This window comes from Mesorhizobium sp. WSM4906, from assembly GCF_029674625.1.
Taxonomy (GTDB): Bacteria; Pseudomonadota; Alphaproteobacteria; order Rhizobiales; family Rhizobiaceae; genus Mesorhizobium.
In genome coordinates, this window is sequence record NZ_CP121355.1 from 4,367,331 (window position 1) to 4,393,403 (window position 26,073).

23 protein-coding genes and 1 pseudogene are annotated in these 26,073 nt (G+C 63.4%); 14 read left to right on the top strand and 10 right to left on the bottom strand.

Annotation, left to right across the window (positions count from 1 at the left end; genetic code table 11):
• The first annotated feature begins 75 nt into the window (after positions 1-75).
• The 7 genes and pseudogenes from QAZ22_RS20930 (at position 76) to QAZ22_RS20960 (ending at position 8,020) form a co-directional block, all read left to right on the top strand.
• A complete protein-coding gene (locus tag QAZ22_RS20930) occupies positions 76-1,044 on the top strand; it encodes a helix-turn-helix domain-containing protein (protein WP_278202610.1) in 969 nt (322 codons plus the stop codon).
• A gap of 139 nt (positions 1,045-1,183) precedes the next feature.
• Positions 1,184-2,701, top strand: a pseudogene (adh, locus tag QAZ22_RS20935) (aldehyde dehydrogenase).
• A gap of 66 nt (positions 2,702-2,767) precedes the next feature.
• The gene (locus QAZ22_RS20940; protein WP_278202611.1) at positions 2,768-3,130 is read left to right on the top strand and encodes a DUF779 domain-containing protein; all 363 of its coding nucleotides are present in this window, start codon (positions 2,768-2,770) and stop codon (positions 3,128-3,130) included.
• A 107-nt stretch (positions 3,131-3,237) separates the two neighbouring features.
• Entirely contained in the window at positions 3,238-4,224 is a 987-nt protein-coding gene (locus QAZ22_RS20945) for an RluA family pseudouridine synthase (RefSeq protein WP_278202612.1), read from the top strand.
• Between the two features lie 41 nt (positions 4,225-4,265).
• On the top strand, positions 4,266-5,141 hold the full coding sequence (locus QAZ22_RS20950) for a DMT family transporter (RefSeq protein ID WP_278207898.1): 876 nt from the start codon (positions 4,266-4,268) through the stop codon (positions 5,139-5,141).
• A gap of 10 nt (positions 5,142-5,151) precedes the next feature.
• Positions 5,152-5,943 carry an ATP12 family chaperone protein gene (locus QAZ22_RS20955; RefSeq protein ID WP_278202613.1) on the top strand — a complete coding sequence of 264 codons (792 nt, stop codon included), beginning with the start codon at positions 5,152-5,154 and terminating at the stop codon, positions 5,941-5,943.
• Between the two features lie 187 nt (positions 5,944-6,130).
• The gene (locus tag QAZ22_RS20960; protein ID WP_278202614.1) at positions 6,131-8,020 is read left to right on the top strand and encodes an MFS transporter; all 1,890 of its coding nucleotides are present in this window, start codon (positions 6,131-6,133) and stop codon (positions 8,018-8,020) included.
• A gap of 79 nt (positions 8,021-8,099) precedes the next feature.
• Here the strand turns inward: QAZ22_RS20960 and QAZ22_RS20965 are convergent, their stop codons facing one another.
• A complete protein-coding gene (locus QAZ22_RS20965; protein WP_278202615.1) occupies positions 8,100-8,294 on the bottom strand; it encodes a DUF2735 domain-containing protein in 195 nt (64 codons plus the stop codon).
• 311 nt (positions 8,295-8,605) lie between these two features.
• On the opposite strand from QAZ22_RS20965, the gene QAZ22_RS20970 reads away from it, so the two are divergent.
• A complete protein-coding gene (locus QAZ22_RS20970; RefSeq protein ID WP_278202616.1) occupies positions 8,606-9,646 on the top strand; it encodes a glutamine synthetase beta-grasp domain-containing protein in 1,041 nt (346 codons plus the stop codon).
• 177 nt (positions 9,647-9,823) lie between these two features.
• Here the strand turns inward: QAZ22_RS20970 and glnA are convergent, their stop codons facing one another.
• Both glnA and QAZ22_RS20980 read right to left on the bottom strand, forming a co-directional pair.
• Positions 9,824-11,233, bottom strand: a complete 1,410-nt coding sequence (glnA, locus tag QAZ22_RS20975) for a type I glutamate--ammonia ligase (protein ID WP_278077393.1) — start codon at positions 11,231-11,233, stop codon at positions 9,824-9,826.
• Between the two features lie 60 nt (positions 11,234-11,293).
• The gene (locus QAZ22_RS20980; protein WP_006205430.1) at positions 11,294-11,632 is read right to left on the bottom strand and encodes a P-II family nitrogen regulator; all 339 of its coding nucleotides are present in this window, start codon (positions 11,630-11,632) and stop codon (positions 11,294-11,296) included.
• Between the two features lie 346 nt (positions 11,633-11,978).
• Here QAZ22_RS20980 and QAZ22_RS20985 point away from each other — a divergent pair, with 346 nt between their 5' ends.
• Positions 11,979-13,505, top strand: a complete 1,527-nt coding sequence (locus QAZ22_RS20985; RefSeq protein WP_278202617.1) for an NAD(P)H-hydrate dehydratase — start codon at positions 11,979-11,981, stop codon at positions 13,503-13,505.
• Between the two features lie 11 nt (positions 13,506-13,516).
• Here QAZ22_RS20985 and waaF read toward each other — a convergent pair whose 3' ends face one another.
• The 4 genes from waaF to QAZ22_RS21005 form a co-directional block, all read right to left on the bottom strand.
• On the bottom strand, positions 13,517-14,548 hold the full coding sequence (waaF, locus tag QAZ22_RS20990) for a lipopolysaccharide heptosyltransferase II (protein ID WP_278202618.1): 1,032 nt from the start codon (positions 14,546-14,548) through the stop codon (positions 13,517-13,519).
• A gap of 271 nt (positions 14,549-14,819) precedes the next feature.
• Positions 14,820-15,086, bottom strand: coding sequence for a protealysin inhibitor emfourin (locus tag QAZ22_RS20995; RefSeq protein ID WP_278202619.1), 267 nt, complete (start codon positions 15,084-15,086; stop codon positions 14,820-14,822).
• A 99-nt stretch (positions 15,087-15,185) separates the two neighbouring features.
• Entirely contained in the window at positions 15,186-16,226 is a 1,041-nt protein-coding gene (locus QAZ22_RS21000) for a M4 family metallopeptidase (protein ID WP_278202620.1), read from the bottom strand.
• A 352-nt stretch (positions 16,227-16,578) separates the two neighbouring features.
• Positions 16,579-18,111: an acyl-CoA carboxylase subunit beta gene (locus QAZ22_RS21005; protein ID WP_278202621.1), complete on the bottom strand. Its 1,533-nt coding sequence runs from the start codon at positions 18,109-18,111 to the stop codon at positions 16,579-16,581.
• A 374-nt stretch (positions 18,112-18,485) separates the two neighbouring features.
• On the opposite strand from QAZ22_RS21005, the gene QAZ22_RS21010 reads away from it, so the two are divergent.
• Positions 18,486-19,934: a DEAD/DEAH box helicase gene (locus QAZ22_RS21010; protein WP_278202622.1), complete on the top strand. Its 1,449-nt coding sequence runs from the start codon at positions 18,486-18,488 to the stop codon at positions 19,932-19,934.
• 78 nt (positions 19,935-20,012) lie between these two features.
• Here the strand turns inward: QAZ22_RS21010 and QAZ22_RS21015 are convergent, their stop codons facing one another.
• On the bottom strand, positions 20,013-20,987 hold the full coding sequence (locus QAZ22_RS21015; protein WP_278202623.1) for an alpha/beta fold hydrolase: 975 nt from the start codon (positions 20,985-20,987) through the stop codon (positions 20,013-20,015).
• A 169-nt stretch (positions 20,988-21,156) separates the two neighbouring features.
• Entirely contained in the window at positions 21,157-22,005 is an 849-nt protein-coding gene (locus QAZ22_RS21020) for an SDR family NAD(P)-dependent oxidoreductase (RefSeq protein ID WP_278202624.1), read from the bottom strand.
• A 295-nt stretch (positions 22,006-22,300) separates the two neighbouring features.
• On the opposite strand from QAZ22_RS21020, the gene QAZ22_RS21025 reads away from it, so the two are divergent.
• From QAZ22_RS21025 to QAZ22_RS21040, 4 genes are read left to right on the top strand one after another with little or no spacing between them, the layout of a single operon-like run.
• Positions 22,301-23,335: a cysteine synthase A gene (locus QAZ22_RS21025; protein WP_278202625.1), complete on the top strand. Its 1,035-nt coding sequence runs from the start codon at positions 22,301-22,303 to the stop codon at positions 23,333-23,335.
• Positions 23,335-24,078 carry an alanyl-tRNA editing protein gene (locus QAZ22_RS21030; RefSeq protein WP_278202626.1) on the top strand — a complete coding sequence of 248 codons (744 nt, stop codon included), beginning with the start codon at positions 23,335-23,337 and terminating at the stop codon, positions 24,076-24,078. The genes QAZ22_RS21025 and QAZ22_RS21030 overlap by 1 nt, the downstream gene beginning before the upstream one ends.
• Positions 24,079-24,124: 46 nt before the next feature.
• The gene (gene sseA / locus QAZ22_RS21035) at positions 24,125-24,976 is read left to right on the top strand and encodes a 3-mercaptopyruvate sulfurtransferase (protein WP_278202627.1); all 852 of its coding nucleotides are present in this window, start codon (positions 24,125-24,127) and stop codon (positions 24,974-24,976) included.
• A gap of 5 nt (positions 24,977-24,981) precedes the next feature.
• The gene (locus QAZ22_RS21040) at positions 24,982-25,545 is read left to right on the top strand and encodes a GNAT family N-acetyltransferase (RefSeq protein ID WP_278202628.1); all 564 of its coding nucleotides are present in this window, start codon (positions 24,982-24,984) and stop codon (positions 25,543-25,545) included.
• A gap of 54 nt (positions 25,546-25,599) precedes the next feature.
• Here the strand turns inward: QAZ22_RS21040 and QAZ22_RS21045 are convergent, their stop codons facing one another.
• Positions 25,600-26,010 (bottom strand): GFA family protein, encoded by a 411-nt coding sequence (locus tag QAZ22_RS21045; protein WP_278202629.1) that lies wholly within the window; start codon positions 26,008-26,010, stop codon positions 25,600-25,602.
• Between the last annotated feature and the right edge of the window lie 63 nt (positions 26,011-26,073).

The following is a 26,073-nucleotide window of genomic DNA, read 5'->3' on the forward strand; positions in this document are numbered from 1 at the left end:
CGCTTTGGTGTCGGATATGTTCTTGCGAGCATAACGACGGAGCGGAAGGAGGTTCCGCTCGCCGGGAGGATTAGGGTGATCGGACGGCAATCAGCCGTGCATGCGGATCTGGTCCAGGCCTCGATCGCGAAAAGCGACGCGGCTCATTCGGCGCTGGTCGCATCATGGCGGCGTTCCCTGCAATTACATCACCTTGATCCCGCGGAGCGCAAGGCGCCCAGGCGGTTGACCGAAGGCGAACTGAGAGGGGCCCGGCAGCGCATGGAGCAAATGATCCGCGCCGCCGAGACAAGCCTCAACCGCCTCTACCTCGCCGTCGGCGGTGTTGGCTGCTGCGTGATGCTGGCCGACCGCGACGGCATTCCCCTCGAGCGCAGGGGCGCCGTTGCCGATGACGAGACCTTCGACGAATGGGGCCTGTGGACCGGCACGGTCTGGAGCGAGGAGAGCGAGGGCACTAACGGGATCGGTACCTGCATTGCCGACCAGCGGGCTCTCACCATTCATCGCGACCAGCACTTCTTTTCCCGCAACACGCTGCTCAGTTGCACGACGGCGCCGGTCTATGATCACGAAGGCAATCTGGCGGCGGCACTCGACGTGTCGTCTTGCCGGGCGGATCTGACGGAGGGTTTCGTTCAGCTCATAGCCGTCGCCGTGGGCGATGCCGCGCGTCGCATCGAGGCCGAGAATTTCCGCATGGTCTTTTCAGGCGCCCGCATTCTGTTGGCCCCGGCCGCCGAGCGCACCGCCGGCGCGCTCATTGCGGTCGACTCGGATGATCTGGTGATCGGTGCGACGCGCAACGCGCGCCTGGCGTTCGGCATAACGCGCGAAGTCCTGGCCAAGGGGCTGCTGGCAGCCGATATCCTCGGTGACACGCCAGGCGCCAGGGAAGATTTCGACGATGCCGAGCGCGGCGTGCTGCAGCGGGCGCTGGCGCGCGCCGGCGGCAACGTCTCGGCGGCGGCGCAAAGCCTCGGCATCTCGCGCGCGACGCTGCATCGTAAGCTCGCCCGCTTCGCCATCCGCCGCCCGCATTGATTTCCCGATATGACCTGTCGCAGTTCTGCGACACTCGGCGGCCGCGATCGTCTCGCTCCGGGCTGACAAGCCGAAGCTTATCCACGACCCTTTCTCCTGACGCGCCGCATCTCGCGGCGTGCTTCTTTGGGAGGAAGTTATGAACAAGGTAGAATTTTCGCGCACAGCCAAGGTTCCTTTCGCCAGGCGTTACGACAACTTCATCGGCGGCAAGTGGACGGCGCCTCACTCCGGCAAATATTTCGAGAATATCTCGCCGGTCACCGGACGGCCCTTGTGTGAAATCGCCCGCTCGGATGCGACGGACATCGAGGCGGCGCTCGATGCCGCGCACAAAGCCAAGGATGCCTGGGGCAAGACCAGCCCAGCGGAGCGCGCGCTGATCCTCCATCGCATCGCCGATCGCATGGAAGAGAATCTCGATCTGCTGGCGCTCGCCGAGACTTGGGACAACGGCAAGCCGATCCGCGAGACGACCGCGGCCGACCTGCCGCTGGCTGTCGACCATTTCCGCTATTTCGCCGGCGTGCTCCGCAGCCAGGAAGGCTCGATCTCCGAGATCGACCACGACACCGTCGCCTATCACTTCCATGAGCCGCTCGGTGTCGTCGGCCAGATCATTCCGTGGAATTTCCCGCTGCTGATGGCCTGCTGGAAGCTGGCGCCCGCTCTGGCCGCCGGCAATTGCGTCGTGCTGAAGCCGGCCGAGCAGACCCCGGCGACGATCATGCTGTGGGCCGACCTCATCGGCGACCTGCTACCGGAAGGCGTGCTCAACATTGTCAACGGCTTCGGCCTCGAGGCCGGCAAACCGCTCGCATCCTCCAACCGTATCGCCAAGATCGCCTTCACCGGCGAGACGACGACCGGCCGTCTGATCTCGCAATATGCCAGCCAAAACCTCATTCCGGTGACGCTCGAGCTCGGCGGCAAGTCGCCCAATATCTTCTTCCAGGACGTGACGGCCGAGGACGACGACTTCTTCGACAAGGCGATCGAGGGCTTCGTCATGTTCGCCCTCAATCAGGGCGAGGTCTGCACGTGCCCGAGCCGCGCGCTGGTGCATGAGAAGATCTACGACAGGTTCATCGAGCGCGCCCTGAAGCGCGTCGAGGCGATCGTCCAGGGCGACCCGCTCGACCCGGCAACCATGATCGGCGCGCAGGCTTCGAGCGAGCAACTGGAGAAGATCCTCTCCTACTTCGACATCGGCCGCCAGGAAGGTGCCGAAGTGCTGACCGGCGGCGAACAGAACCACCTGCCGGGCGACCTTGCCGGCGGCTACTACGTCAAGCCGACCGTGTTCAAGGGCAACAACAAGATGCGCATCTTCCAGGAGGAGATTTTCGGCCCAGTGGTGTCGGTGACGACCTTCAAGGACGACGACGAGGCGCTGTCGATCGCCAACGACACGCTCTATGGCCTCGGCGCCGGCATCTGGAGCCGCGACGCGAACCGCTGCTACCGCTTCGGCCGCGCCATCCAGGCCGGCCGCGTCTGGACGAACTGCTACCACGCCTATCCGGCGCATGCCGCCTTCGGCGGCTAAAAGCAGTCCGGCATCGGCCGCGAGACGCACAAGATGATGCTCGACCACTATCAGCAGACCAAGAACATGCTGGTCAGCTACAGCCCGAAGAAGCTCGGCTTCTTCTGATCCTCCTAGGGCGCGTAGGGGGAGGGTACGGCTTGCCGTACCCTCCTGTCATGACGGGAGGACCGCATGGACAAGGACTCGTTGGGCAAAGTGTCGGCCACGCCCGAGGCCGAAGCGTTGCTCGCCGAGATCATCGCCGATCACGGGCCAGTGATGTTCCACCAGTCCGGCGGCTGCTGCGACGGGTCCTCGCCGATGTGCTATCCGCGCGGCGATTTCATCCTCGGCGACAATGACGTCAGGCTGGGTGAGATCGGCGACACACCGGTCTATATCAGCGCCTCGCAATTCGAGGCCTGGAAACATACAGACCTCATCATCGACGTCGTGGCGGGTAGGGGCGGCATGTTCTCGCTCGACAACGGCCGCGAGAAGCGCTTCCTGACGCGCTCGATCATCTGCGCCGTGCCAACGCCTTCGGACGGTTGATCGGATAGCGCGACGATTGGGGTAATCGTCGCGCTTTGTTGGGTCTTTGGCTCGCACAATGCCTGCCTTAGTGCTATGGCGCCGCTTTCGAACGGAAAAGCGAAGTCATGGCAGGTGTTGAACAGATCACGGTGGAGGCCGGCGAGGCGGGCATGCGGCTCGACCGCTGGTTCAAGGTCCACTATCCGGGCCTCGGCTTCGGCCATCTCCAGAAGCTTTTGCGCTCCGGCCAGATCCGCATCGACGGCGGCCGGGTGAAGGCCGACACGCGGGTCGAGTCGGGCCAGACCGTGCGCATCCCGCCGCTCGATGTCGACAAGAAGGGCGATGCCCCGCTCACCGGCCATTCGATCCGCAACCAGGGCGATGCCGATGTGTTGGCCAAGATGCTGCTGCACGAGGACCCGAAAGTCTTCGTCTTCAACAAGCCTGCAGGCTTGGCCGTGCAGGGCGGCTCCGGCGTGACGCGCAATGTCGACGACATGCTGGAGGCCTGGCGCAACCAGAAAGGCGAGAAGCCGCGCCTCGTCCACCGTCTCGACCGCGACACCTCGGGCGTGCTGGTCGTCGCCCGCACCCGCCTTGCCGCGATGAAGCTGTCGGAAGCGTTCCGGGCACGCGAGACGAAGAAGACCTATTGGGCTTTGGTAAAGGGCGTGCCGCCGAAGCGCGAGGACAAGATCTCGACCTGGCTGGTCAAGGAGGCAACGCCGGATGGCGACCGCGTGCGCATCGCCAAACATGGCGAGAAAGGCGCCGACCACGCCGTTTCCTATTACCGCGTCGTCGAACAGGCGGCGCAGTCGCTGTCCTGGCTCGAGATGGAACCCTATACCGGCCGCACCCACCAGTTGCGCGTCCATGCCGCCCATATCGGCTGCCCGATCATCGGCGATCCCAAATATTTCGAGGCCGACACCAACTGGGAATTTCCAGGCGGCATCCAGAACAGGCTGCATCTGCATGCGCGCCGCATCGTCATCCCGCATCCCGACCGGGGCGTCATCGATGTCACCGCGCCGATGCCGCCGCATATGCGCCAGAGCTGGAACCTGCTCGGCTTCGACGAGCAGAACGCGGAGGACGACAATTGAGCGGCGCCACCGATACGATGGGCCGGCGCGATGCGGTCGACATGACCGCGGCCGTCATCATGGTCTGGCTGACATTGTCCTGGGGGCTGAACTACGTCGCCGCCAAGGTCTCCTATGCCGGCTACGATCCGGTCTTCGTCTCGATCGCGCGCTCGATCCTCGGCGGGCTCTGCGTTCTTGGCTGGTGCCGGCTGCGCGGCATCAAGCTGTTTGCGGCGGACGGGACGCTGACCGCAGGCGTCGTCGTCGGCGTGCTCTTCGGCGTCGAGTTCCTGTTCCTCTACATCGGACTGGAATACACGACCGTTGCCCGCAACACGCTTTTGGTCAACACTATGCCGTTCTGGGTCCTGATCGGCGGCCATTTCCTGCTCGGCGAGCGCATCAACGCGCGCAAGCTCGGCGGCCTCGTGCTTGCCTTTTGCGGCCTGCTGGCCGTGTTCGCCGACGGCATCGTCGCCGGCAAGGACGCGACACTGACGGGCGATCTGCTCAGTCTCGGCTCGGGCATCCTCTGGGCGTTGACCAGCATCGTCATCAAGCGGTCGAAGCTGGTCGCGACCAGCGCCGAGAAGCTCCTGCTTTACCAACTGGCGGGCGCCGCCGTCGTCGGCGTCCTGGTGATGCCGTTCGCCGGACCGCCGATCCGTGAAATCGCAGCCTTACCGACATTGGCATTGACGTTCCAGTCTTTCTATATCGTCGCCTTCACCTATGTTTTGTGGTTCTGGCTGCTCACGCGCTATCCGGCGGCGGGTCTGTCCAGCTTCGCCTTCCTGTCGCCGGTGTTCGGCGTGCTGTGCGGCGCCGTGCTGTTGGGCGAGCCGTTGACGATCAGGATTTTCATGGCGCTGGCGTTGATCGCCGCCGGGCTGATCATCGTCAACCGGCCGGCGCGCAGGCAGCCCACAGTGTAAGGAGTTGGACATGCGCGACATTCTCGAAGACCTCGAAGCGGGAAAGCAGCTTTCCGATCCCGATCCGGTGCGCCGCGCCCAGATCCAGATGAAAACGCCGCTGCCGAAGCGTTTCTACAAGGTGGTTTCGGTCGTGCCGGTCGAAAACGGTTTTGCCGTCCATCTCGACGGCAGGCCGGTCCGCACGCCGGGAAAGGCGCTGCTGGTGCTGCCGACCGAAAAAGCCGCGGCTCTGGTGGCCGACGAGTTTTCCGCGCAGGGCGAGGTCATCGACCCCGTGACGATGCCGGTCATGCGCCTTGCCAACACGGCCATCGACGGCGTCGCCTCCGACCCGCAGGCGGTGCTGGAGGACGTGCTGCGCTTCGCCTCATCCGATCTCTTGTGCTACCGCGCCGATGGCCCGCAAGGGCTGGTCGATCGGCAGAACAGGCTCTGGGACCCGGTGCTCGATTGGGCAAGGAGCAGCCTTGGCGCGCGCTTCAATCTTGCCGAAGGCGTCATCCATGTCGAGCAGCCGCGCGAGACGATCGCCGTCCTTGGCGCTCATCTTGCGCAGCGCGCCGAGCCGCTGCGTCTGGCCGCAATCCATGTCATGACCTCGCTGACCGGATCGGCGCTGCTGGCGCTCGCCGTCGATTTCGGTGAGCTCGCCGGCGAGGAAGCTTGGGCGGCCGGCCATGTCGACGAGGACTGGCAGATCGAGCATTGGGGCCAGGACGCCGAGGCGGTCGCGCGCCGCTCGGCCCGCAAGCGCGACATGATGGCGGCGGTCAGTCTTCTCGAAGCGCTGAAAGCCTGAGCGCTGCCCTCCGCTTTCGCATTGCACCTAATACGAAAGTCATAATCCCATCGTCGCGGTGCCTTTTGGCGGCGCTTTCTGCCATTTTTCCCTCGTTGGCTGCGTTCTCGAGTCTTCGTCCGGAGGAGTTGCGGACGGTGGCGCTCAGCCATCGAGGACAGAAGGGATCCACGGGAGGATATATCAAATGGCAATGGCTTCGACCGCCGGCGGAACAAGCCGCGGCATGACGCGGGAGGAAAAGAAGGTCATCTTCGCCTCTTCGCTCGGCACCGTTTTCGAATGGTACGATTTCTACCTTTACGGCTCGCTGGCCGCCTTCATCGGCGCGACCTTCTTCAGCCCGACCATCCCCGAGGCGACGCGCAACATCTTCGCGCTGCTGGCCTTCGCCGCCGGCTTCCTCGTTCGTCCGTTCGGCGCGCTGGTGTTCGGCCGCCTCGGCGACCTTGTCGGCCGCAAATACACTTTCCTCGTCACCATGACGATCATGGGTCTGTCGACCTTCCTGGTCGGTCTGCTGCCCGGTTATGCCAGCTGGGGCATCGCGGCGCCCGTGATCCTGATCGGATTGCGCATGCTGCAGGGCCTGGCGCTCGGCGGCGAATATGGCGGTGCGGCGACCTATGTCGCCGAGCACGCGCCGGACGACCGCCGCGGCTACTACACCTCCTGGATCCAGACCACGGCGACGCTCGGTCTGTTCCTGTCGCTGATCGTCATCCTGATCGTCCAGAGTTCGCTCAGCAAGGAAACCTACGCTTCCTGGGGCTGGCGCATTCCCTTCATCGTCTCATTCCTGCTGCTCGCCATCTCGATCTGGATCCGGCTGTCGCTCTCGGAGTCGCCGACGTTCCAGCGCATGAAGGAGGAGGGCAAGGGCTCCAAGGCACCGCTGTCCGAAGCTTTCGGCCAGTGGAAGAACGCCAAGATCGCGCTTCTGGCGCTGCTCGGCCTGACCGCCGGCCAGGCCGTCATCTGGTACAACGGCCAGTTCTACGCCCTGTTCTTCCTGCAGAATGTGCTGAAGGTCGACCCGCAGTCGGTCAACATCATGATCGCGATCGCGCTTGCGGTCGGCTCGATCTTCTTCGTCGTTTTCGGCTGGTTGTCCGACAAGATCGGCCGCAAGCCGATCATCATGGCCGGCCTTGCGCTCGGCATCGTCTGCACCTTCCCACTGTTCAAGGCGCTGACCTGGGCCGCCAATCCGGCGCTGGCCACCGCCCAGCAGAATACGCGCGCGACGGTGACGGCAGCGCCCGGCGACTGCAGGTTCCAGTTCAATCCGGTCGGCACGGCGAAGTTCACGACATCCTGCGACATCGCGACCTCGTTCCTGACCAAGAACTCGGTGCCTTACGACGTCGTGACGACAGCCGCGCCCGGAACCGCGGCCACGGTCAAGATCGGCAACGAGACGGTGGAGTCCTATGACGCCGCCGCTGCTGGCGACCAGGCCAAGGCCAAGGAAGCCGCCTTCCAGAAGGCGGTCAACATCTCGCTGCGGGACGGCGGCTATCCGCTGAAGCGCGCCGCCGCCAAGGTGCCCGACCAGAAGCTCGACGCCTTCGTCGCGGCCAATCCGGAACTCAAGCTCGATGCGGCGGCGATCCGCGGCGGCGAGAAGACGACGGTTCCGGCCGATAAGGCGGTCACCGACAAGCTGCTGACCAAGGATGAGGCGGCCGGCGCGCCGGAGATCACCGTCTACAACATTCCCGGCGGCGGTGCTTTCGCCATGACAGCCGATCCGGCGGCCATCAATTGGCCGGTGACGATCGGTATCCTGTTCATCCTGGTGGTGTTCGTGACCATGGTCTACGGGCCGATCGCGGCGATCCTGGTCGAGATGTTCCCGACCCGCATCCGCTACACCGGCATGTCGCTGCCCTATCATATCGGCAATGGCTGGTTCGGTGGCCTGCTGCCAGCGACGGTGTTCGCGCTCAGCGCCTATAAGGGCGACATCTATTACGGCCTCTGGTACCCGGTGGTGATCGCGGCGATGTCGCTCATCATCGGCATGATCTTCGTCAGGGACACGCTCGGCACCGACCTGCACTCCAAGGACTGACCGATCAAGCCTCTGGAAATGAAAAAGCCCGGCGCAAGCGATCGCGCCGGGCTTTTTCATGCCGAACTGGAACCGTTGGTCAGCTCTTGCGCTGCTGGATCTCTTCCTCGATCGCCGCCTCGTGATACCAGCCGTCAAAATCGGCGTACGTATTGCGCAGCGAGGCAATCTCTGCCGCGAATTTGGCCTTTGCGCCCAAATTTGAGGCAGATGTCCGGCCTGCAAGCGGGAACATCAAAATCTTTGCCGACGGACGGGACGTGGTGACTTCCATTGATGGCCGCCTTTCTTTTTCGGGAGCCAGTCGATTCAATCCTTTCTCAAAATAGGCCCTGCGATTCATTTAGGCAATATGCACACAAAAAGATCAGAACTTGCATAAGATTTATGCAAATTCTGCAGCTGAACGATTGCCGCGCATTGCTGAGGCGGCTCAGCAAAATCAACGCCTTGCCACAACCATTTTGCCGCACCCTGGACGGGGAGAGTGGCACACGAATTGCTTTTTAACGATCGGCAGGCCGGCTCGAACCGGCCATGCATTGATGCCGCCGCGGCGGTGTCCAAGCAACGAGAGGCACTGGAATGACCAAATACAAGCTCGAGTATATCTGGCTCGACGGCTACACCCCGACCCCCAATCTGCGCGGCAAGACCCAGATCAAGGAGTTTGCCGAGTTCCCGACCCTCGAGCAGCTGCCGCTGTGGGGCTTCGACGGTTCCTCGACGAACCAGGCCGAAGGCCGCAGCTCGGATTGCGTGCTTAAGCCGGTCGCGCATTACCCGGATCCGGCCCGCACCAACGGCGTTCTCGTAATGTGCGAAGTCATGATGCCCGACGGTGTGACGCCGCACGCGTCGAACAGCCGTGCGACCATCCTCGACGACGAGGACGCCTGGTTCGGCTTCGAGCAGGAATATTTCTTCTACAAGGACGGTCGTCCGCTCGGCTTCCCCGAGAGCGGCTACCCGGCGCCGCAGGGCCCGTACTACACCGGCGTCGGCTACAAGAATGTCGGCGATGTCGCGCGCCAGATCGTCGAGGAGCATCTCGACCTCTGCCTCGCCGCCGGCATCAACCATGAGGGCATCAATGCCGAGGTGGCCAAGGGCCAGTGGGAATTCCAGATCTTCGGCAAGGGCTCCAGGAAGGCTGCGGACCAGATGTGGATGGCGCGCTACCTGCTCCTGCGCCTCACCGAAAAGTACGGCATCGACATCGAGTTCCACTGCAAGCCGCTCGGCGACACCGACTGGAACGGCTCGGGCATGCACTGCAACTTCTCGACCAAGTACATGCGCGAAGTCGGCGGCAAGGCCTATTTCGAGGCGATGATGGCGCAGTTCGAAAAGAACCTGATGGATCATATCGCCGTCTACGGGCCGGACAACGACAAGCGCCTGACCGGCAAGCATGAGACCGCGCCGTGGAACAAGTTCTCTTACGGTGTCGCCGACCGCGGCGCCTCGATCCGCGTTCCGCACTCCTTCATCAAGAACGACTACAAGGGCTATCTGGAAGACCGTCGCCCGAACTCGCAGGGCGACCCCTACCAGATCGCCTCGCAGGTCCTGAAGACGATCTCGCAGGTTTCGACCGACGCGAAGGTTTCGGCGGCAGCCTGATCGGTTCGTAGCGCAGACCTGGTGTCTGCGCTACGAATACCCTTCGAACTTAAACCCCGGCGCAATGATGCCGGGGTTTTCTTTACACGAGAGATGCCGCAATGGGCCTTGGCTTCCGGAGAGGGGCAAATAAAAACCCCGGCGAACCGGGGTTCTTTTTGTAACGATTTCTATTGCTTAGACCGAATAGTACATATCGTACTCGACCGGGTGCGGCGTCATCTCGAAGCGCATGACCTCAGCCATCTTCAGCTCGATATAGCTGTCGATCTGGTCGTCGTCGAAGACGCCGCCGGCCTTCAGGAAGCCGCGGTCCTTGTCGAGGCTCTGCAGCGCTTCGCGCAGCGAGCCGCAGACGGTCGGGATCTTCTTCAGCTCCTTAGGCGGCAGGTCGTAGAGGTCCTTGTCCATCGGCTGTCCGGGATGGATCTTGTTCTTGATGCCGTCGAGGCCGGCCATCAGCATGGCGGAGAAGCCGAGATAGGGGTTCGCGCCCGGGTCGGGGAAGCGGACCTCGACACGCTTCGACTTCGGCGACGAACCGAACGGAATGCGGCAGGACGCCGAACGGTTGCGCGCCGAGTAGGCGAGCAGCACCGGCGCTTCGTAGCCAGGCACCAGGCGCTTGTAGGAGTTGGTGAGCGGGTTGGTGAAGGCGTTGATCGCCTTGGCGTGCTTGATGATGCCGCCGATATAGAACAGGCAGGTCTCCGACAGGCCGGCATATTCGTTGCCGGCGAAGGTCGGCTTGCCGCCCTTCCAGATCGACTGGTGGACGTGCATGCCCGAGCCGTTGTCGCCGAACACCGGCTTCGGCATGAAGGTGGCCGTCTTGCCATAGGCATTGGCGACCTGGTGCACGACATACTTGTAGATCAGCATCTTGTCGGCGTTGCGCACCAGCGTGTCGAACTTGATGCCGAGCTCGTGCTGGGCGGCGGCGACCTCATGGTGATGCTTCTCGACCCGCACGCCCATCTCGGCGAGCACGGTCAGCATCTCGGAGCGCATGTCCTGGCAGGAATCGATCGGCGGCACAGGGAAATAGCCGCCCTTGGTGCGAGGACGATGGCCGAGGTTGCCCGTCTCGTAGTCGGTGTCGTCGTTGGACGGCAGTTCGGTCGAGTCGAGCCGGAAGCCGGTGTTGTACGGGTCGGCCTTGTACTTGACGTCGTCGAACACGAAGAACTCGGCTTCCGGGCCGACATAGACGGTGTCGCCGATGCCTTCCGACTTCATGTAGGCCTCGGCCTTCTTGGCGGTGCCGCGCGGGTCGCGGTTATAGGCCTCGCCCGAGATCGGATCGAGGATGTCGCACAGGATGACCATGGTCGACTGGGCGAAGAACGGATCCATGTGGACGGTATCCGTGTCCGGCATCAGCACCATGTCGGACTCGTTGATCGCCTTCCAGCCGGCGATCGACGAGCCGTCGAACATGACGCCGTCGGCGAACATGTCTTCCTCGACCTCGACGACATCCATCGTCACATGCTGCAGCTTGCCCCTCGGATCGGTGAAGCGCAGGTCGACGAACTTCACGTCGTTGTCCTTGATCTGCTTCATGATGTCTTTGGCAGTCGTCATGTCATGTATCCCTGTGTGATGACGTTTTTTGATGATGACGGTTCAGAAAAGATGTGGGGCTCAGACGGCGTCCATGCCGGTCTCGCCGGTGCGGATGCGGACGACTTCCTCGATATTGGAAACGAAGATCTTGCCGTCGCCGATGCGACCGGTCTGGGCCGCTTTGCGGATGGCTTCGATGGCGCCTTCGACGGCATCGTCGCCGAGCACGACCTCGATCTTCACCTTGGGCAGGAAATCGACGACATATTCGGCGCCGCGATAGAGTTCGGTGTGGCCCTTCTGCCGACCGAAACCCTTGGCCTCGGTGACGGTGATACCCTGCAGTCCGGCCTCCTGAAGCGCCTCCTTCACTTCGTCCAGCTTGAATGGCTTGATGATCGCTTCGATCTTTTTCATGTAGAAAGTGGCCTCCACTGCCAAAGAGACGGGTTGTGCGCCCCGCTTGCGCCTCCATCAAGCACGAAGCGTGCCAATTCCCGGAGGTTGGAGACGGTATCGGGCGATTCAGATGCCATGTCGCACCCGGATGCAAATTCGCGTCATTCGTTGCATTGGATGCGTCATCGACGCCCAAAGCCTATACATCGCTCCTCCATCCGTCTGCGCAAAAATTGGGCAGATAGCGCAATTTGCAGGCAGATTCCCCTCCGGGTCCCGCCACTTTTGGGTGGCGTTCGGCGGTCGCCGTTTGCTTCGAACCGCAAATCGGACAATGCTTGATCGGATGGAGATCGGCAATCCCATGCGCAATGAACTTCTTTCACCGGCCGAGATGGCCGAGGCAGACCGGCTGACGATTGCGGAAGGTCCGCTCGACGGCTACGGGCTGATGCGCCGCGCCGGCGCGGCCGTCGCGGCCGTGGTGCTGGCGCGCTATCCGGCAGCCAAGCGGGTGCACGTGCTGTGCGGTCCCGGTAACAATGGTGGCGACGGTTATGTCGTTGCGCGCCTGCTCCAGGAGAGCGGCGTCGAGGTCGCGTTGTGGGTGTCGGGCGAGCCGCGTGCAGGCAGCGATGCCGCGTTCGCCGCGGCCGACTGCCCGCTCGAGCGCCGGCCTCTGTCTGCCTTCGCCGCCGAGGCCGGCTCGCTTGCAGTCGTCGCACTTTTCGGGGCAGGGCTTTCCAAGCCGCTGTCGGGCGACGCCGCAAGGTCGGTCCGGATCGTGACGGATCTCGGCTTGCCGGTCGTCGCCATAGACCTGCCTTCGGGCGTTTCCGGCGAAAGCGGAGCCATTCTCGGCTGCGCATTTCGCGCGGCCATAACCGTGACCTTCGCGCGAAAGAAGCCGGGGCATCTGCTTTTGCCGGGGCGTGAGATGTGCGGCGAGATCGTGCTGGCTGACATCGGCATCGGCGACGGGATCATCGCCCGGATCGCGCCGCAAACCTTCGAAAATGGACCGGCGCTTTGGCTGCCAGCCTTCCCGGTGCCGGCTGTCGACGCGCATAAATACCGGCGCGGTCACGCAAACGTCTTTTCCGGCGGACCTTCGGCGACAGGTGCCGCGCGCCTGTCGGCGCTTGCCGCCGCAAGAAGCGGGGCGGGGGCGGTGACCGTGCTTTCGCCGGCGAACGCCATGCAGGTGAATGCCGCCCATCTGACCTCGATCATGCTGCGCAAGGCCGAAACGGTTGCCGATCTCGGCGCGTTCCTTGCCGATCGCCGCCCTTCGTCCTTCGTGCTCGGTCCTGGATTCGGCGTCGGTGAAAAGGCGCGCGATTTTGTCCACGCGCTGCTCGGCGCCGGGCAGGGGCAGGACGCGGGCATTGAGGGATTGGTACTCGATGCCGACGGCATCACCTCGTTTCGCGATGAGCCTGAGACGCTTTTCCAGGCTGCCCGAAAGTCCGGCGCGCCGGCGCTGGTGATGACACCGCATGAGGGCGAGTTCGGCAGGCTGTTTCCTGACATTGCGGACGACGAGGCGCTTTCCAAGCTGGCCAAGGCGCGCGCGGCGGCGGCGCGGGCCAATGCCGTCATCGTCTATAAAGGCGCTGACACGGTTATCGCCGCGCCGGACGGACGCGCCGCCATCAACAGCAACGGAGCGCCATGGCTTGCCACCGCCGGTTCCGGCGATGTGCTGGCAGGGATCATCGCCGGGCTCCTGGCGCAGGGCATGCCTGCCTTCGAGGCCGCCTGCGCTGGCGTCTGGATTCATGCCGAAGCGGGTAGCCGCTTCGGACCCGGTCTGATCGCCGAGGATCTTCCGCTGGCGATGGTGCCGGTGCTGCGCGAACTGACGGAAAGCGATTCCGTGAAACGCTGAACCGCCCTAGTCTAGGCAGTTCGGGCGCCTTGCGGGCCGCACGCCTGCGCCACAGCTTCCGCCAGCGCCGCAAGCACTCTTTCCTCGGTGACCCCGTTCGTGTCCTTTATCCAGCTCGGCGTCGAAATCGGAGGCTCCAGAAACCGGACGTGGTCGTTCACCGGTCCGGTTTCATAGGCGCGGTTCGATCCGAAGATGAGCACGCACGGTCCCCCCAAAGCCGCGGCCGCGTGGCAGATGCCGCCATCGACCCCGAGAAAGACCGTCGAGGCGGCGATCTGGCACATGGCGTCGGTGATATCGGGGGTCGAGGTGAAATCCACCGCCTCCGGAAGCGCTGCCCGGATCTGGGCTGCGGCCGCGCGTTCGCGCGGACCGCCGACGAGCCACACCGACCAGCCGCGCCTGATGTGATCTTTCGCAACGGAAATGAAACGCTCCGCCGGCCACGAGCGGAAGTTGACGAATTCCGACGTATAGAGCGCCAGTGCCGGTCTTGCCGCATCGATCCCATGCCGGATGCGCCAGGCCGAAACCTCCTCGGATGGAACCATCATTTTCGGCTGCGGCAGCCCCACATCGTCGGCAGGCCGTTCGCCCAGCATGGCAATCGCGCAGACCTGCTCGAACAGTCTTGTCTTGCGCGGCCCGAAAGCCACGAAGGATTTCGGCCATCCGGCCGGTAGCCGGTTGACGATGCCGAATTGGAGTTCGCGCGGATAGCCGATGCGCTCGGGGATACCCGCCAGCCACGGCACCAGGCCCGCCTTGGTGCTGCTGGTGAGCATATAGGCCGCCTGATAATTCTCCCGGCGAAGTTCGCGCGCCAGGCGCGCTCGCTCCCCGAGGCCGGGATTCCAATGCCTCTCGACGATCCAGGTCTTGCGGATGTGCGGCATCAATCGCGCCAGCGGCGCGGCTAGCGGCGAGGTGACGACGTCGATCGGGTGTTCTGGAAACCTCTCGGCGAGAATCTGGATCGCCGAATGGCAACGGATAAAGTCGCCGATTGCCGGCAAGCAGAAGACGAGAATGGGGCGCAACCCGCGATACCTTTTCGATCCGACACAGCCGCCGCGGACGGCAAGCACGCCGGTTCCTTGTCACGGAAGCGCTTCGCCATCAAGGATGCGGGCATGGAGTTCCAGATAGGCCTTCGCGGTTTTCGCGATCGGCAACCCGTCGGCAGCCGACTCGCGGCCCTTGCGCGCGCCGGCTTGCGATCTTCGCAAGGCCGCGGCTGGAGCCCAAGCAAGGATAGCGCTGATTGGGTTCATGGCACTTTGCCAGCGCGGTCTTCATTGGAAAATAAGGCTAGAGCTGATCTTTCACCGCTTGAGCGATCGAGCGCGGAACCAAGGTTTCGGGCACCTGAAGCGTTTTGCTTCCGGTTTCCTTCTCCCAGGTGATGGTGAACGTGTATCTGTCGGCCCCGGGATCGCGGGGCAACGGCTCCTCGCGCGCGAACAGTTCATCGAGGGTTGCCCTGTCCTTGGCGTCGAGCGCGGCCGCGTCGACGGTCCCGCGGCCCTTGAGGCCGGCGAAACCGCCCTGTCTTTCGATTATAAACCGTTCCGCCATCGCGAGTTTCCCTTGCCTGCAAGGTTCGCGGTGCCGCGAACCTGCGTCCGGCGCAGGGAACGCAGCTGGATTGGCGCCTTGTCGGCAAGGCCGAAACCGCTACGGCACGCCCACGCTCGTCCAAGCGCCGTCGACCGCAGCATATATGGCTGCATTGCTTGGAAACAAGCTCTTGGCGGCCGATCGCGTCAGCTTGGCGAAGGATTTGAAGCTCATGTTCTTCGTCGCCTTGCTGCTGGTCAAGGCGGCATACCAGACTTTGCCGGCCTCGTTCCAGGACTGCCCGCCGATGCTCTTGGCTGCAAGGTAGAAAGCATGGTTCGGGATGCCGCTGTTATAGTGCGGATCGCCCCCCGCCTGATACTTCTTGTAGTTGTCCGGCTGTGGCGAGAGGCAGTGCTTGGCGCCTGGGTTCGCCATGTCGCGCAGGCATGTGTAGCCCTTGGCGGTCGCGGCCGGGCCCATGATCCCGGAGCCGATCAGCCAGTCCGCCTGGTCAGAGGTTTGCTTGTCCTCCCATTGGCGGAACATCGAGCCGAACACGTCCGAGATGCTTTCATTGAGCGCGCCCGCTTCGTCGGTATAGACAAGCCCCGCGGTATATTGCGTCACGCCATGCGTGAGCTCATGAGCGATGACATCGTTCGACTTGGTGAAGTCGACGAATATTTGGCCGTCGCCGTCGCCATAGGTCATCTGGCTGCCGTTCCAGAAAGCGTTGTTGTAATCCTTGTCGTAATGGATGGACGACATCAGGGTCATTCCAAGGTCATCGACCGAGTTGCGGCCGAAGCAGGTCTGGAAGAACGCGGCGACTGCGGTTGTCTCGTTGAACGTTCGCTTCGCGGTCTGATCGGAGGAGTTGCCGGGATTGGCGACGGGGCTTCCAGGCAACGACGTCGTGCCCTGGCAGTCATAGACCGTGACCTTTGGCGCGGTCGCCAGTGCCAGGGCGCTTGGCTTGACCACGAGGCGTGCCTGGATGGCCTGGTTTTGCGCGCTCCGCAGCTTGCGCCAGATCGGCTCGAGATCAGCCGTGAGACGACATGCGTCCCGAGCGGCCTTGGGGAGCGACGTATCTTTCGAAAAACGCTCGAGAACCTCCTTCGGAACGATAAAGCAGCCGCAACGCGCAAGCATGGCAAAGTCCTCCATTTTAAATAGCTAATAAATAGCTTCATTATTTTATATTGCACTGAAAAGCATTGGCAATGCAGAATGTATTTTAAATAATGTGAGGTCGTTCACAGACGAAAGTTAAATTTTCAGATTGCCGCGTCTTTTGAAAATCCGCATAAGCTGTAATGTGTGCCCTGGATCAATTCCAGGAAAGTGCGGGCGATTTTCCGTTCGCGATCGTTTAAGGCTAGTACTTAGAGCAGATCGGCGAAGCGTCAAAGGAACTGCTCTCGGGAACGACAGGGACAGCGTTCGCAAAGCCGGCCGCCTCCACGACTTGCAGTGCTGCCAGTCGTTACGACTTCCTGCCGCCTCACAACGGGATGTTGTCGTGCTTCTTCCAGGGGTTCTGCATGTCCTTGTTGCGCAGCATGCGCAGCGCCCGCGCCACGCGGAGGCGGGTCGAATGCGGCATGATCACCTCATCGACATAGCCGCGTTCGGCCGCAACGAATGGCGACAGGAAGCGATCCTCGTAAGCCTTGGTGTGGGCCGCGATCTTTTCCGCGTTGCCGATATCCTTGCGATAGATGATCTCGACCGCGCCCCTTGCGCCCATCACCGCGATCTGCGCCGTCGGCCAGGCATAATTCATGTCTCCGCGCAGGTGCTTTGACGCCATGACGTCGTAGGCGCCGCCATAGGCCTTGCGGGTGATGACGGTGATCTTTGGCACGGTGGCCTCGGCATAGGCGAACAGCAGTTTGGCGCCATGCTTGATCAGCCCGCCATATTCCTGCGCGGTGCCTGGCAGGAAGCCCGGAACGTCGACGAAAGTGACGATCGGGATCGAGAAGCAATCGCAAAAACGCACGAAGCGCGCCGCCTTGCGGCTGGCGTCGGAATCCAGCACGCCCGCCAGCACCATCGGCTGGTTGGCGACGAAGCCGACTGTCCGACCGTCGACGCGGCCGAAGCCGGTGACGATGTTCTTGGCGAAACTCGCCTGGATCTCGAAGAAGTCGCCCTCGTCGGCGACCTTCAGGATCAGTTCCTTGATGTCATAGGGCTTGTTGGCGTTGTCTGGGATCAGCCGATCGAGCGAAAGATCGTGATCGGTCACCGGCTGGTAGCATTCGATCTCGGGAATCTCGGCCGTGTTGGAGGCCGGCAGCAGATCGATCAGCCGGCGCATCTGCAAAAGGGCCTCGACGTCATTGTCATAGGCGCCGTCGGCGATGGAAGACCTAGTCGTATGCACGGTGGCGCCGCCGAGGCTCTCGGCCGTAACCGTCTCGTTGGTCACCGTCTTCACCACATCCGGCCCGGTGACGAACATGTAGGAGGTGTCGCGCACCATGAAGATGAAGTCGGTCATGGCGGGCGAATAGACGTCGCCGCCGGCGCAGGGACCCATGATCAGCGAGATCTGCGGGATGACGCCCGAGGCGAGCACATTGCGCTGGAAGATCTCGGCATAGCCGCCGAGCGCGGCGACGCCTTCCTGGATGCGGGCGCCGCCGGCATCGTAGAGGCCGATGATCGGCGCGCGGTTGCGCAGCGCCATCTCCTGGACCTTGACCACCTTCTCGGCATGCGCTTCCGACAGCGAGCCGCCGAAGACGGTGAAATCCTTGGCGAAGAGATAGACAGGCCGCCCGTTGACCGTGCCCCAGCCGGTGACGACGCCGTCGCCTGCGATTTTGGTCTTCTCCATGCCGAAATCGGTGGAGCGGTGCTCGACATACATGTCGAACTCCTCGAACGACCCTTCGTCGAGGAACACCTCGATGCGCTCGCGCGCGGTCAGCTTGCCCTTCTTGTGCTGGGCCTCGATCCGCTCCTTGCCGCCACCCATGCGGGCGATCTCGCGGCGACGCTCGAGTTCCTTCAGCACGTCCTTCATCGCTGCCCCCAAAAAGGAAAGGTGATTTGTGGTAATCGGGAGGGCAGGGGAGCGCAAGCACCCTGTTTTTGTTGCATTGCAACATCACCCCTTGCATTTCAGGCCGGACTCGGCCATATGCGGCAGCATAGGCGCTTGGGCCGGTTTGTCCGGCTTTCTCCACGAATGAGACTGGTTGCGTCTGTTTTCCCTCTTTCCGGTTGATCGGCAAGGTGGCGAAAGAGCCCCGGGAGCATGACGCTCGCGGGCACGACAGCGCAGCCGCGCGGACGCTTCCGTCCGCCGCCTTGTCGTTTCCTGACAATTTTCGACGGCAGGTTGCGCCCTGCAGCCATCGCTGTTTGCGGCATCGAGCCGCGTGAAAGAAGATTATTTTGACCAACGAAAACCAGGCGGAACAGAACGGTTTCGCTACCCTAGGAATCACCGGCGCGCTGCTCAAGGCCGCCAATGCCGCGGGCTTCACCGATCCGAAGCCGATCCAGGTGCAGGCGATTCCGCCGCAGCTCGAAGGCCGCGACATATTCGGCATCGCCCAGACCGGTTCGGGCAAGACGGCCGCCTTCGCGCTGCCGATCCTGTCGAAGATCATCGGGCTCGGCACCAAGCGCCGGCCTAAGACTGCGCGCGCGCTGATCCTGGCGCCGACGCGCGAGCTTGCCGTGCAGATCGAGGACACCATCAAGCTGCTCACCAAGGGCGCCCACATCTCGACCGCGCTCGTGCTCGGCGGCGTCTCCCGCTACAGCCAGGTGAAGAAGATCGCGCCCGGCGTCGATGTCCTGATCGCCACGCCCGGCCGGCTGACCGACCTCGTGCGCGAGGGCGACCTCATCCTTGCCGACACCAAATGGCTGGTGCTGGACGAGGGCGATCGCATGCTCGACATGGGCTTCATCAACGACGTCAAGCGCATCGCCAAGGCGACCGCGCCCGACCGCCAAACGGCGCTGTTCTCCGCGACGCTGCCGAACGAGATCGCCGAGCTCGCCAAGGGCCTGCTGAAGGACCCGGTCCGTATCGAAGTCGCGCCTCAGAGCACGACGGCGGCCGAGATCGTGCAGAGCGTGGTGCTCGCCCGCACCAAGCAGAAGCGCCAGGTGCTGTCCAAGATGCTGGCCGATGAGGCGATGCGCTCGGTGATCGTGTTCTCGCGCACCAAGCACGGCGCCGACCGCGTCACCAAGGACCTTGCCCGCGACGGCTTCAACGCCGCCGTCATCCACGGCAACAAGTCGCAGAACGCGCGCCAGAAAGCGCTCAACGATTTCCGCGACGGCTCGGTGCGCATCCTGGTCGCGACCGACATCGCGGCGCGCGGCATCGACGTGCCCGGCATCAGCCACGTCGTGAATTTCGACCTGCCGGACGAGGCGGAAAGCTATGTCCACCGCATCGGCCGCACCGGCCGCAACGGCAGGGACGGCATCGCGATCACGCTTTGCGATCCGTCGGAGAACGGCAAGCTGCGGCAGGTGGAGCGTATCATCCGCATGAAGCTTCCGGTGATCGCCGATCACCTCGGCAGCCCCGACCCGCAGCGCGATCCGAAGGAGAAGACCGAGCGCCATTTCGAGCCGGCCAACGATCGCGAGCATCATGGCGGGCGCCGCGACGGCCGCCGCCCCGGCAGCGGCAACAATGGCAAGAAGCGCTTCGGCGACAAGCCCAATGGTGAGCGCCAATTCGCTCCGAAGCCGCAGGGCGAACGCCCGGTGGCCGCCAAGCCGAATGGCGAGCGCCAGCCTGACGGCTTCAAGCGCTTCAAGGGCAACAACAAGCGCCGCTTCGGCGGCAAGCGGCCGGCGAACCGGGCAGCTTGAGTCCTCGCCAAGGCTTGATCGAAATAGGAAAACGGCCGAAGCAACGTTCCGGCCGTTTTCGTTTCCTTGGTTCGATTGCTACGGCATCAATGCCTTCACCCACACCACGATCCGCTGGGCGAGAAAGGCTGTAGTCTGCGGCGACAGCGCATCGCCGGCAATGACATGGTTGTCCGGATCGCCGGTATCGTCGACCGGCACCAGTTCGTGCGGACCGCCCCAGCGGCCGGCGATCTCTCGGGTTCGGTCAGGCCGCACCACTTTGTCGGCGTCCGAGAAGATGAACAGGGCAGGGGTGGTCGCCTTTTCGACCGGCGCGCCATAGGCGAGATTGGTGAGTGCCGCCATCGGCAGCGTCGCCGACATGGGATATTTGGTGGTCCAGAATTTTTCATGCAGCGCGTTGCGCGCGGGAAAGCTGCGTTCCCTGCCGCCGACGAGCTCGGCGATCTCTCTGCCCCAGGGCATGGTCAGGATCTCGGCGCCGGACGCCTTGACGCCGAAATTCGGCGAGATGAACGCGATCGCCGCGACGCCGTCGGAGGCGCCCGGCTGTGTTGCCGCCCAGGTCGCCAATGAGCCGCCGGTCGAGGTGGCGATCACGATCACCTTGTCGCCGATCGCGCGGCCGATCGCCAGCGCCTCTTCATAGTCGTTGATCCAGGCATTGACGCTACTTTCGGCCATGGCCGCGCCGTCCTGCCCGTGGCCGGTCAGGCGGGTGTAGAAGAGGTTGGCGCCGAGTTCGTCGGCGACATCGTCCGGAAGCGGGCGGACCTCGCCCTTCGATGCCGAAAAGCCATGGATGTAGACGATCGCAAGCTTCGTCTTGGCGTGAACCAGCGGGTTGGCCCAGATGATCTCCTTGTCCAGCCCGTCGCGGATATTGGGCACCGCGGCTTCCTCGCGCGCCAGATAGGCCTGCGGATCGTCGCCGATCACCGAAGGATCGAAGCGGATCGTCGTGTCGGCCGCCACGCGTGGGCCGAGGAAGAAACCTGCGACAAGGATGACGGCGAGACCAAGTATCGAAAGCACGATCCGCCGCCCCATCGCCGACTCCAAGCAACAATTCTCAACCTATGGCGGTGCCTGCCGAGAGGCAATCGCCCTTCGCCTTAGCGCATGTCGCGCAAACTGTGGAGCGGTTTTGCGAAAACGACATGCATAGAAACAAAGGCTTAAAAGCGCGTCGCCTGAATCCGTTTCAGCGCGGCGCGCTTTAGGTTGCCTTGTCCGCTGACGGAGCTTTTTTGCTCGGCATCTTGCGGTCGAAATACAACGGCCGCGCCCACCAGCTGGTGGTCAGCCCGATCACCAGTCGGCCGAAGGGCCGCGGCAGCAGGCCAAGCAGCTTCAGCGGCCAGCTGATGTGATAGGGGAAGGTGACTTCGAACCCTCCCTTCCTGATGCCGCGCGCCATGCGCCGCGACGCCCGGTGCACGGGCATCAGACCCGGCATCGGCAGCATGTTCTTCTCGGTCAGCGGCGTATCGACGAAGCCCGGATTCATCACTTGGATGCGGATGTTCATCTTGTCGAAGTCGTATTTCAGCGATTCCGCCAGGATGTTGATCGCCGCCTTGGTGCCGCCATAGGCGGCGGTGGTCGGCCAGCCGGAATAAGCCGTCACGGATCCGACCAGGACGACATGCCCGCGCCCTCTCGTGCGCATATAATCGACCACGGGCACCAGACCGTTGACGATGCCGAAATAGTTGACGGCGAAGGATCGGTGAAAATCGCGCACCACGAGGTGCTCGCCGGGAGTGGCGATGTAGTTGCCGGCGTTGAAGACGGCGAGCACGATCGGCCCCATCTCCGTCTCGATGGCGGCGGCCGTCCGCGCCATCCCGTCTTCATCGGTCACATCGCAGGGGAAGGACCTCACATGGCCGGCCATCTGCGCCGTCTCGACCAGCAGCGTCTCGACCGGATCGCTCGGCAGTGCCGTCACCGCGATGGCATAGCCCTGCCTTGCGAGATCCTTGGCCAGCGCACGACCGAGACCACTGCTGCCGCCCGTGATCCAGGCGACACCGTCTTTCGGGTTGGCCCGGTAGAGTGTCATTGAAAGTCCTGCGAATTGTCTGGGTCGGCGCATGACCCCGAAAACCGGTACCGGTTTTCGGAAAGGAATCATGCGCCAGATTAAAGTCCTACAGCTTTGCGCGTCCGGTCGGACGCGCAAAGCATTAGTGCTCTAGCGGCGAAGAAATCGGATGAAAAGAGCGCTTTTGGGCACATCGTCGAAATGATAGCGAGGATTGCAGCGTCCGGAATGCGACTGGACCAGGCAAAATCTTGCCTTGAAACCGCGGCTTCCGGTTTCTAGGGTCTCGACCGCACGCACAAAGGAATCCTGAATGCCCCGTAATGTGATCGAAGCGATCGGCAATACACCCTTGATCCGACTCAACAAGGCTTCGGACGCAACCGGCTGCGAAATCCTGGGCAAAGCCGAATTCATGAATCCGGGGCAATCGGTCAAGGATCGTGCGGGCCTGTTCATCATCCGAGACGCCGAGCAGCGCGGGCTCTTGAAACCCGGCGGCGTCATCGTCGAAGGGACCGCCGGCAACACCGGTATCGGCCTGACGCTTGTCGCCAAGGCGCTTGGCTACCGGACCGTCATCGTCATCCCCGACACGCAGAGCCAGGAAAAGAAGGACACGATCAAGATCCTGGGGGCCGAGCTGATCGAAGTGCCGGCCGTGCCCTACAAGAACCCCAACAACTATGTGAAGCTGTCCGGGCGGCTCGCCGAGCAACTGGCGCGTTCGGAGGCGAACGGCGCGATCTGGGCGAACCAGTTCGACAATGTCGCCAACCGCGACGGCCACATGCGCACGACGGCGCAGGAGATCTGGACCCAGACCGGCGGCAAGGTCGACGGCTTCGTGTCGGCGGTCGGCTCCGGCGGCACGCTCGCCGGCGTCGCGATCGGGCTCAAGGCCAGGAGCAAGGACGTCAAGATCGCGCTCGCCGATCCGCTGGGCGCCGCCCTCTACAGCTTCTACACCAGCGGCGAGCTGAAATCCGACGGCAGCTCGATCACCGAGGGCATCGGTCAGGGCCGCATCACCGCCAATCTCGAAGGGTTCACGCCCGACTTCTCCTACCAGATCCCGGACGAGGAGGCGCTGCCGATCATTTTCGACCTGATCCAGGAAGAGGGGCTCTGCGTCGGCGGCTCGACGGGCATCAACATCGCCGGCGCCATCCGGCTGGCGCGCGAGCTTGGCCCCGGTCATACCATCGTGACGATCCTCGCCGACTACGGCACGCGCTACCAGTCGAAATTGTTCAATCCCGAGTTCCTGCGCGGCAAGAACCTGCCGGTGCCGGGCTGGATGGAAGAAAAGGCCGATATCTCGGTGCCGTTCGAAAAGGTGGCTTGATGGCGCGCAGAACCGAAGCGCTGTTCCGTGACGACGCCTATCTGAGGACGGCGGACGCACAGGTCGTCGCCATCAACGATCGCGGCGGTATTCTTCTTGATCGGACCATCTTCTACGCTACGTCAGGGGGGCAGCCAGGCGATACCGGCATGCTCGAACTAGCCGATGGCAGCCGCATCGCGATCGCCGCAACCATCACCGGCGAGACCAAGGACGAGATCATCCATGTGCCGGCGCCCGAACAGGCCATGCCGGCGGTCGGTGACAGGCTGAAGCTCACCATCGATTGGGAGCGGCGGCATCTCTTGATGCGTATGCACGCCGCCTGCCATCTGCTCACCGTCGTCTGTCCGTTTCCGATCACCGGGGCAGCGGTCGCCGAGGACGATAGCCGCGTCGATTTCGACATTCCCGACGCCGGCTTCACCAAGGAGGATGTGACGGCGAGGTTGATGGACCTTGTGCGCGCCGATCATCCGATCTTCACGCGACTGATCACCGACGAGGAGTTGGCCGCCAATCCCGGCCTGGTGAAATCGAAGAACGTGCGGCCGCCCGCCGGCACCGGCAGGATTCGCCTGGTTTGCATCGGCGAGAATGCCTCGATCGACAGCCAGCCCTGCGGCGGCACCCATGTGAAGAGCACCGGCGAGGTCGGCGAGATCCACATCGGCAAGATCGAGAAGAAGGGCCGCGAGAACCGGCGCTTCCGCATCCGCTTCGGACCGATGCCGGCGAATTGACGGGTAAAGACGGGCAGCGCCGCTAGAGGCGGACAGGAGCAGGAAAATGGCCGAAGACAGCCCTTTCATCGTCGACGCGGACTGGCTCGAGAAGCGATTGGGAACGCCAGGGCTCACCATTATCGACGCCTCCTGGTATCTGCCGGCGCAGCAGCGCAACGCCCACACCGAATATGTCGCCGCCCATATCCCCGGCGCCCGCTTTCTCGATCAGGACGCCGTTTCGGATCCGGATTCGAAGCTGCCGCATACATTGGCGTCGCCCCAGTACTTCGCGCAATATGTCGGCTCCATGGGCGTTTCGGCCGACGACACTATCGTCGTCTACGACGGCCCGGGCCTGTTTTCGGCGCCGCGCGCCTGGTGGATGTTCCGGGTCATGGGCGTCTTCCAGGTCTACATCCTGAACGGCGGCTTCGACCGCTGGAGGGAGGAAGGGCGGCCGGTGACGGCGGAGCCGACCAAAACAGCGCCTTGCGTCTTTTACGCCGATTTCGATGCGGCCAGGGTCGTCAGCCTTGACGAGATGCGCCGGATCGTTGGAAGCGGAGAAAGCCAGATCGCCGATGCGCGTTCTCCCGGACGTTTCGCCGGAACCGATCCGGAACCGCGTCCTGGCGTCCGTTCAGGCCATATGCCGGGCGCCCACAACGTCCCGGTCGCCGCGCTTGCCGACAATGGCGAGCTGCTGCCCAAGGACCGCTTGCGCAAGGTGCTCGAGGATGCCGGCATCGACCTTTCAAAGCCGGTCGTCACCTCGTGCGGATCGGGCATCACCGCGGCGGCGATCTCGCTGGCGCTGGAGACGGTTGGCCATACCGACAACAGGCTTTACGACGGCTCATGGACCGAATGGGGCGGCCTCAGCGACACGCCCGTCGTGACGGGCAAGGAATGACGGCGATGGAAAACGGTGTGCCGAAGGATATCGAGGTCACGGTGACATTCCTCGAGATGCACGCGCCGCCGGCCTCATCGCCGCCGCTGCCTTACAACCGTCAGATCGCGCTGCTGAAGACCAAGGACATCCCGCTGCATTTCTACCGCTACCTGATGGATCGGGTCGGGCGCAAATGGCACTGGGTCAACGTGCTCAGACTGAGCGACGAGGAACTGGCCGCCGGCCTGCATCGCGAGGACCGAGACATCAGGGTGCTCTACCTCGACGGCTCCCCCGCCGGCTTCTTCGATCTCAAGCCGCATTTGCCGGACGAAGTGGAACTCGCCTATTTCGGCATGATGGAACATGCGCACGGCCAGGGCATCGGCCGCTGGTTTCTGGGCGCGGCGATCTCCGCCGCATGGTCGTATGGACCGAAGCGCGTCACGGTGCAGACCTGCACGCTCGACCATCCGGCGGCGCTGCCGCTTTACCAGAAGCTCGGCTTCACGCCGGTGGCGCAGAAGAGGGAGGTCGTTCATCCAATGACCTTCGCCGAGCGCTCGGCGAGCGTGATGAGGCCGTAGTCAGAGGGCAAAGAGGGCGCCCGGGAGCCGAACCGGTCGACTGCGTCGAAGCGCCTACGCCACCGGCGGCGGCTGGCCCTCGAAGGTCGGCAGCGAGGTGTCGATGCATGCCCAGGGCGGCGCCTTGATCGTCCAGATCGTCGCTGCGGGCCGTATCATGTTCGGATCGTCGAGCGTGCCGGCGCGCACGAAGATCAGATGCGGGCGCGACTCCGCCTCGCTGAAAAGATGCACTCCGCAGGCTGGGCAGAAGCGTCGGTGCATCCTGTTGCCGCTGTCAGCCGCGCTTTCGTAATCGCGCGTCTCACCCGCGACCCTGAAGTGCGCCGTGAAGAAGCAGACGCTCACCGCCGCATTGCCGGCCGCAATATACTGGCAGAAGCGGCACCAGCACAGCCGTGCGGTGATCGGCTCCGCGCGGCTCTCGTAGCGGACTGCGCCGCACAGGCATCTCCCGGTGATCATGCTCGGACCATCGCCAGACTCCAGCCGCCAGTGCACCCAGCGATCATCATCATGGCGCGGAGC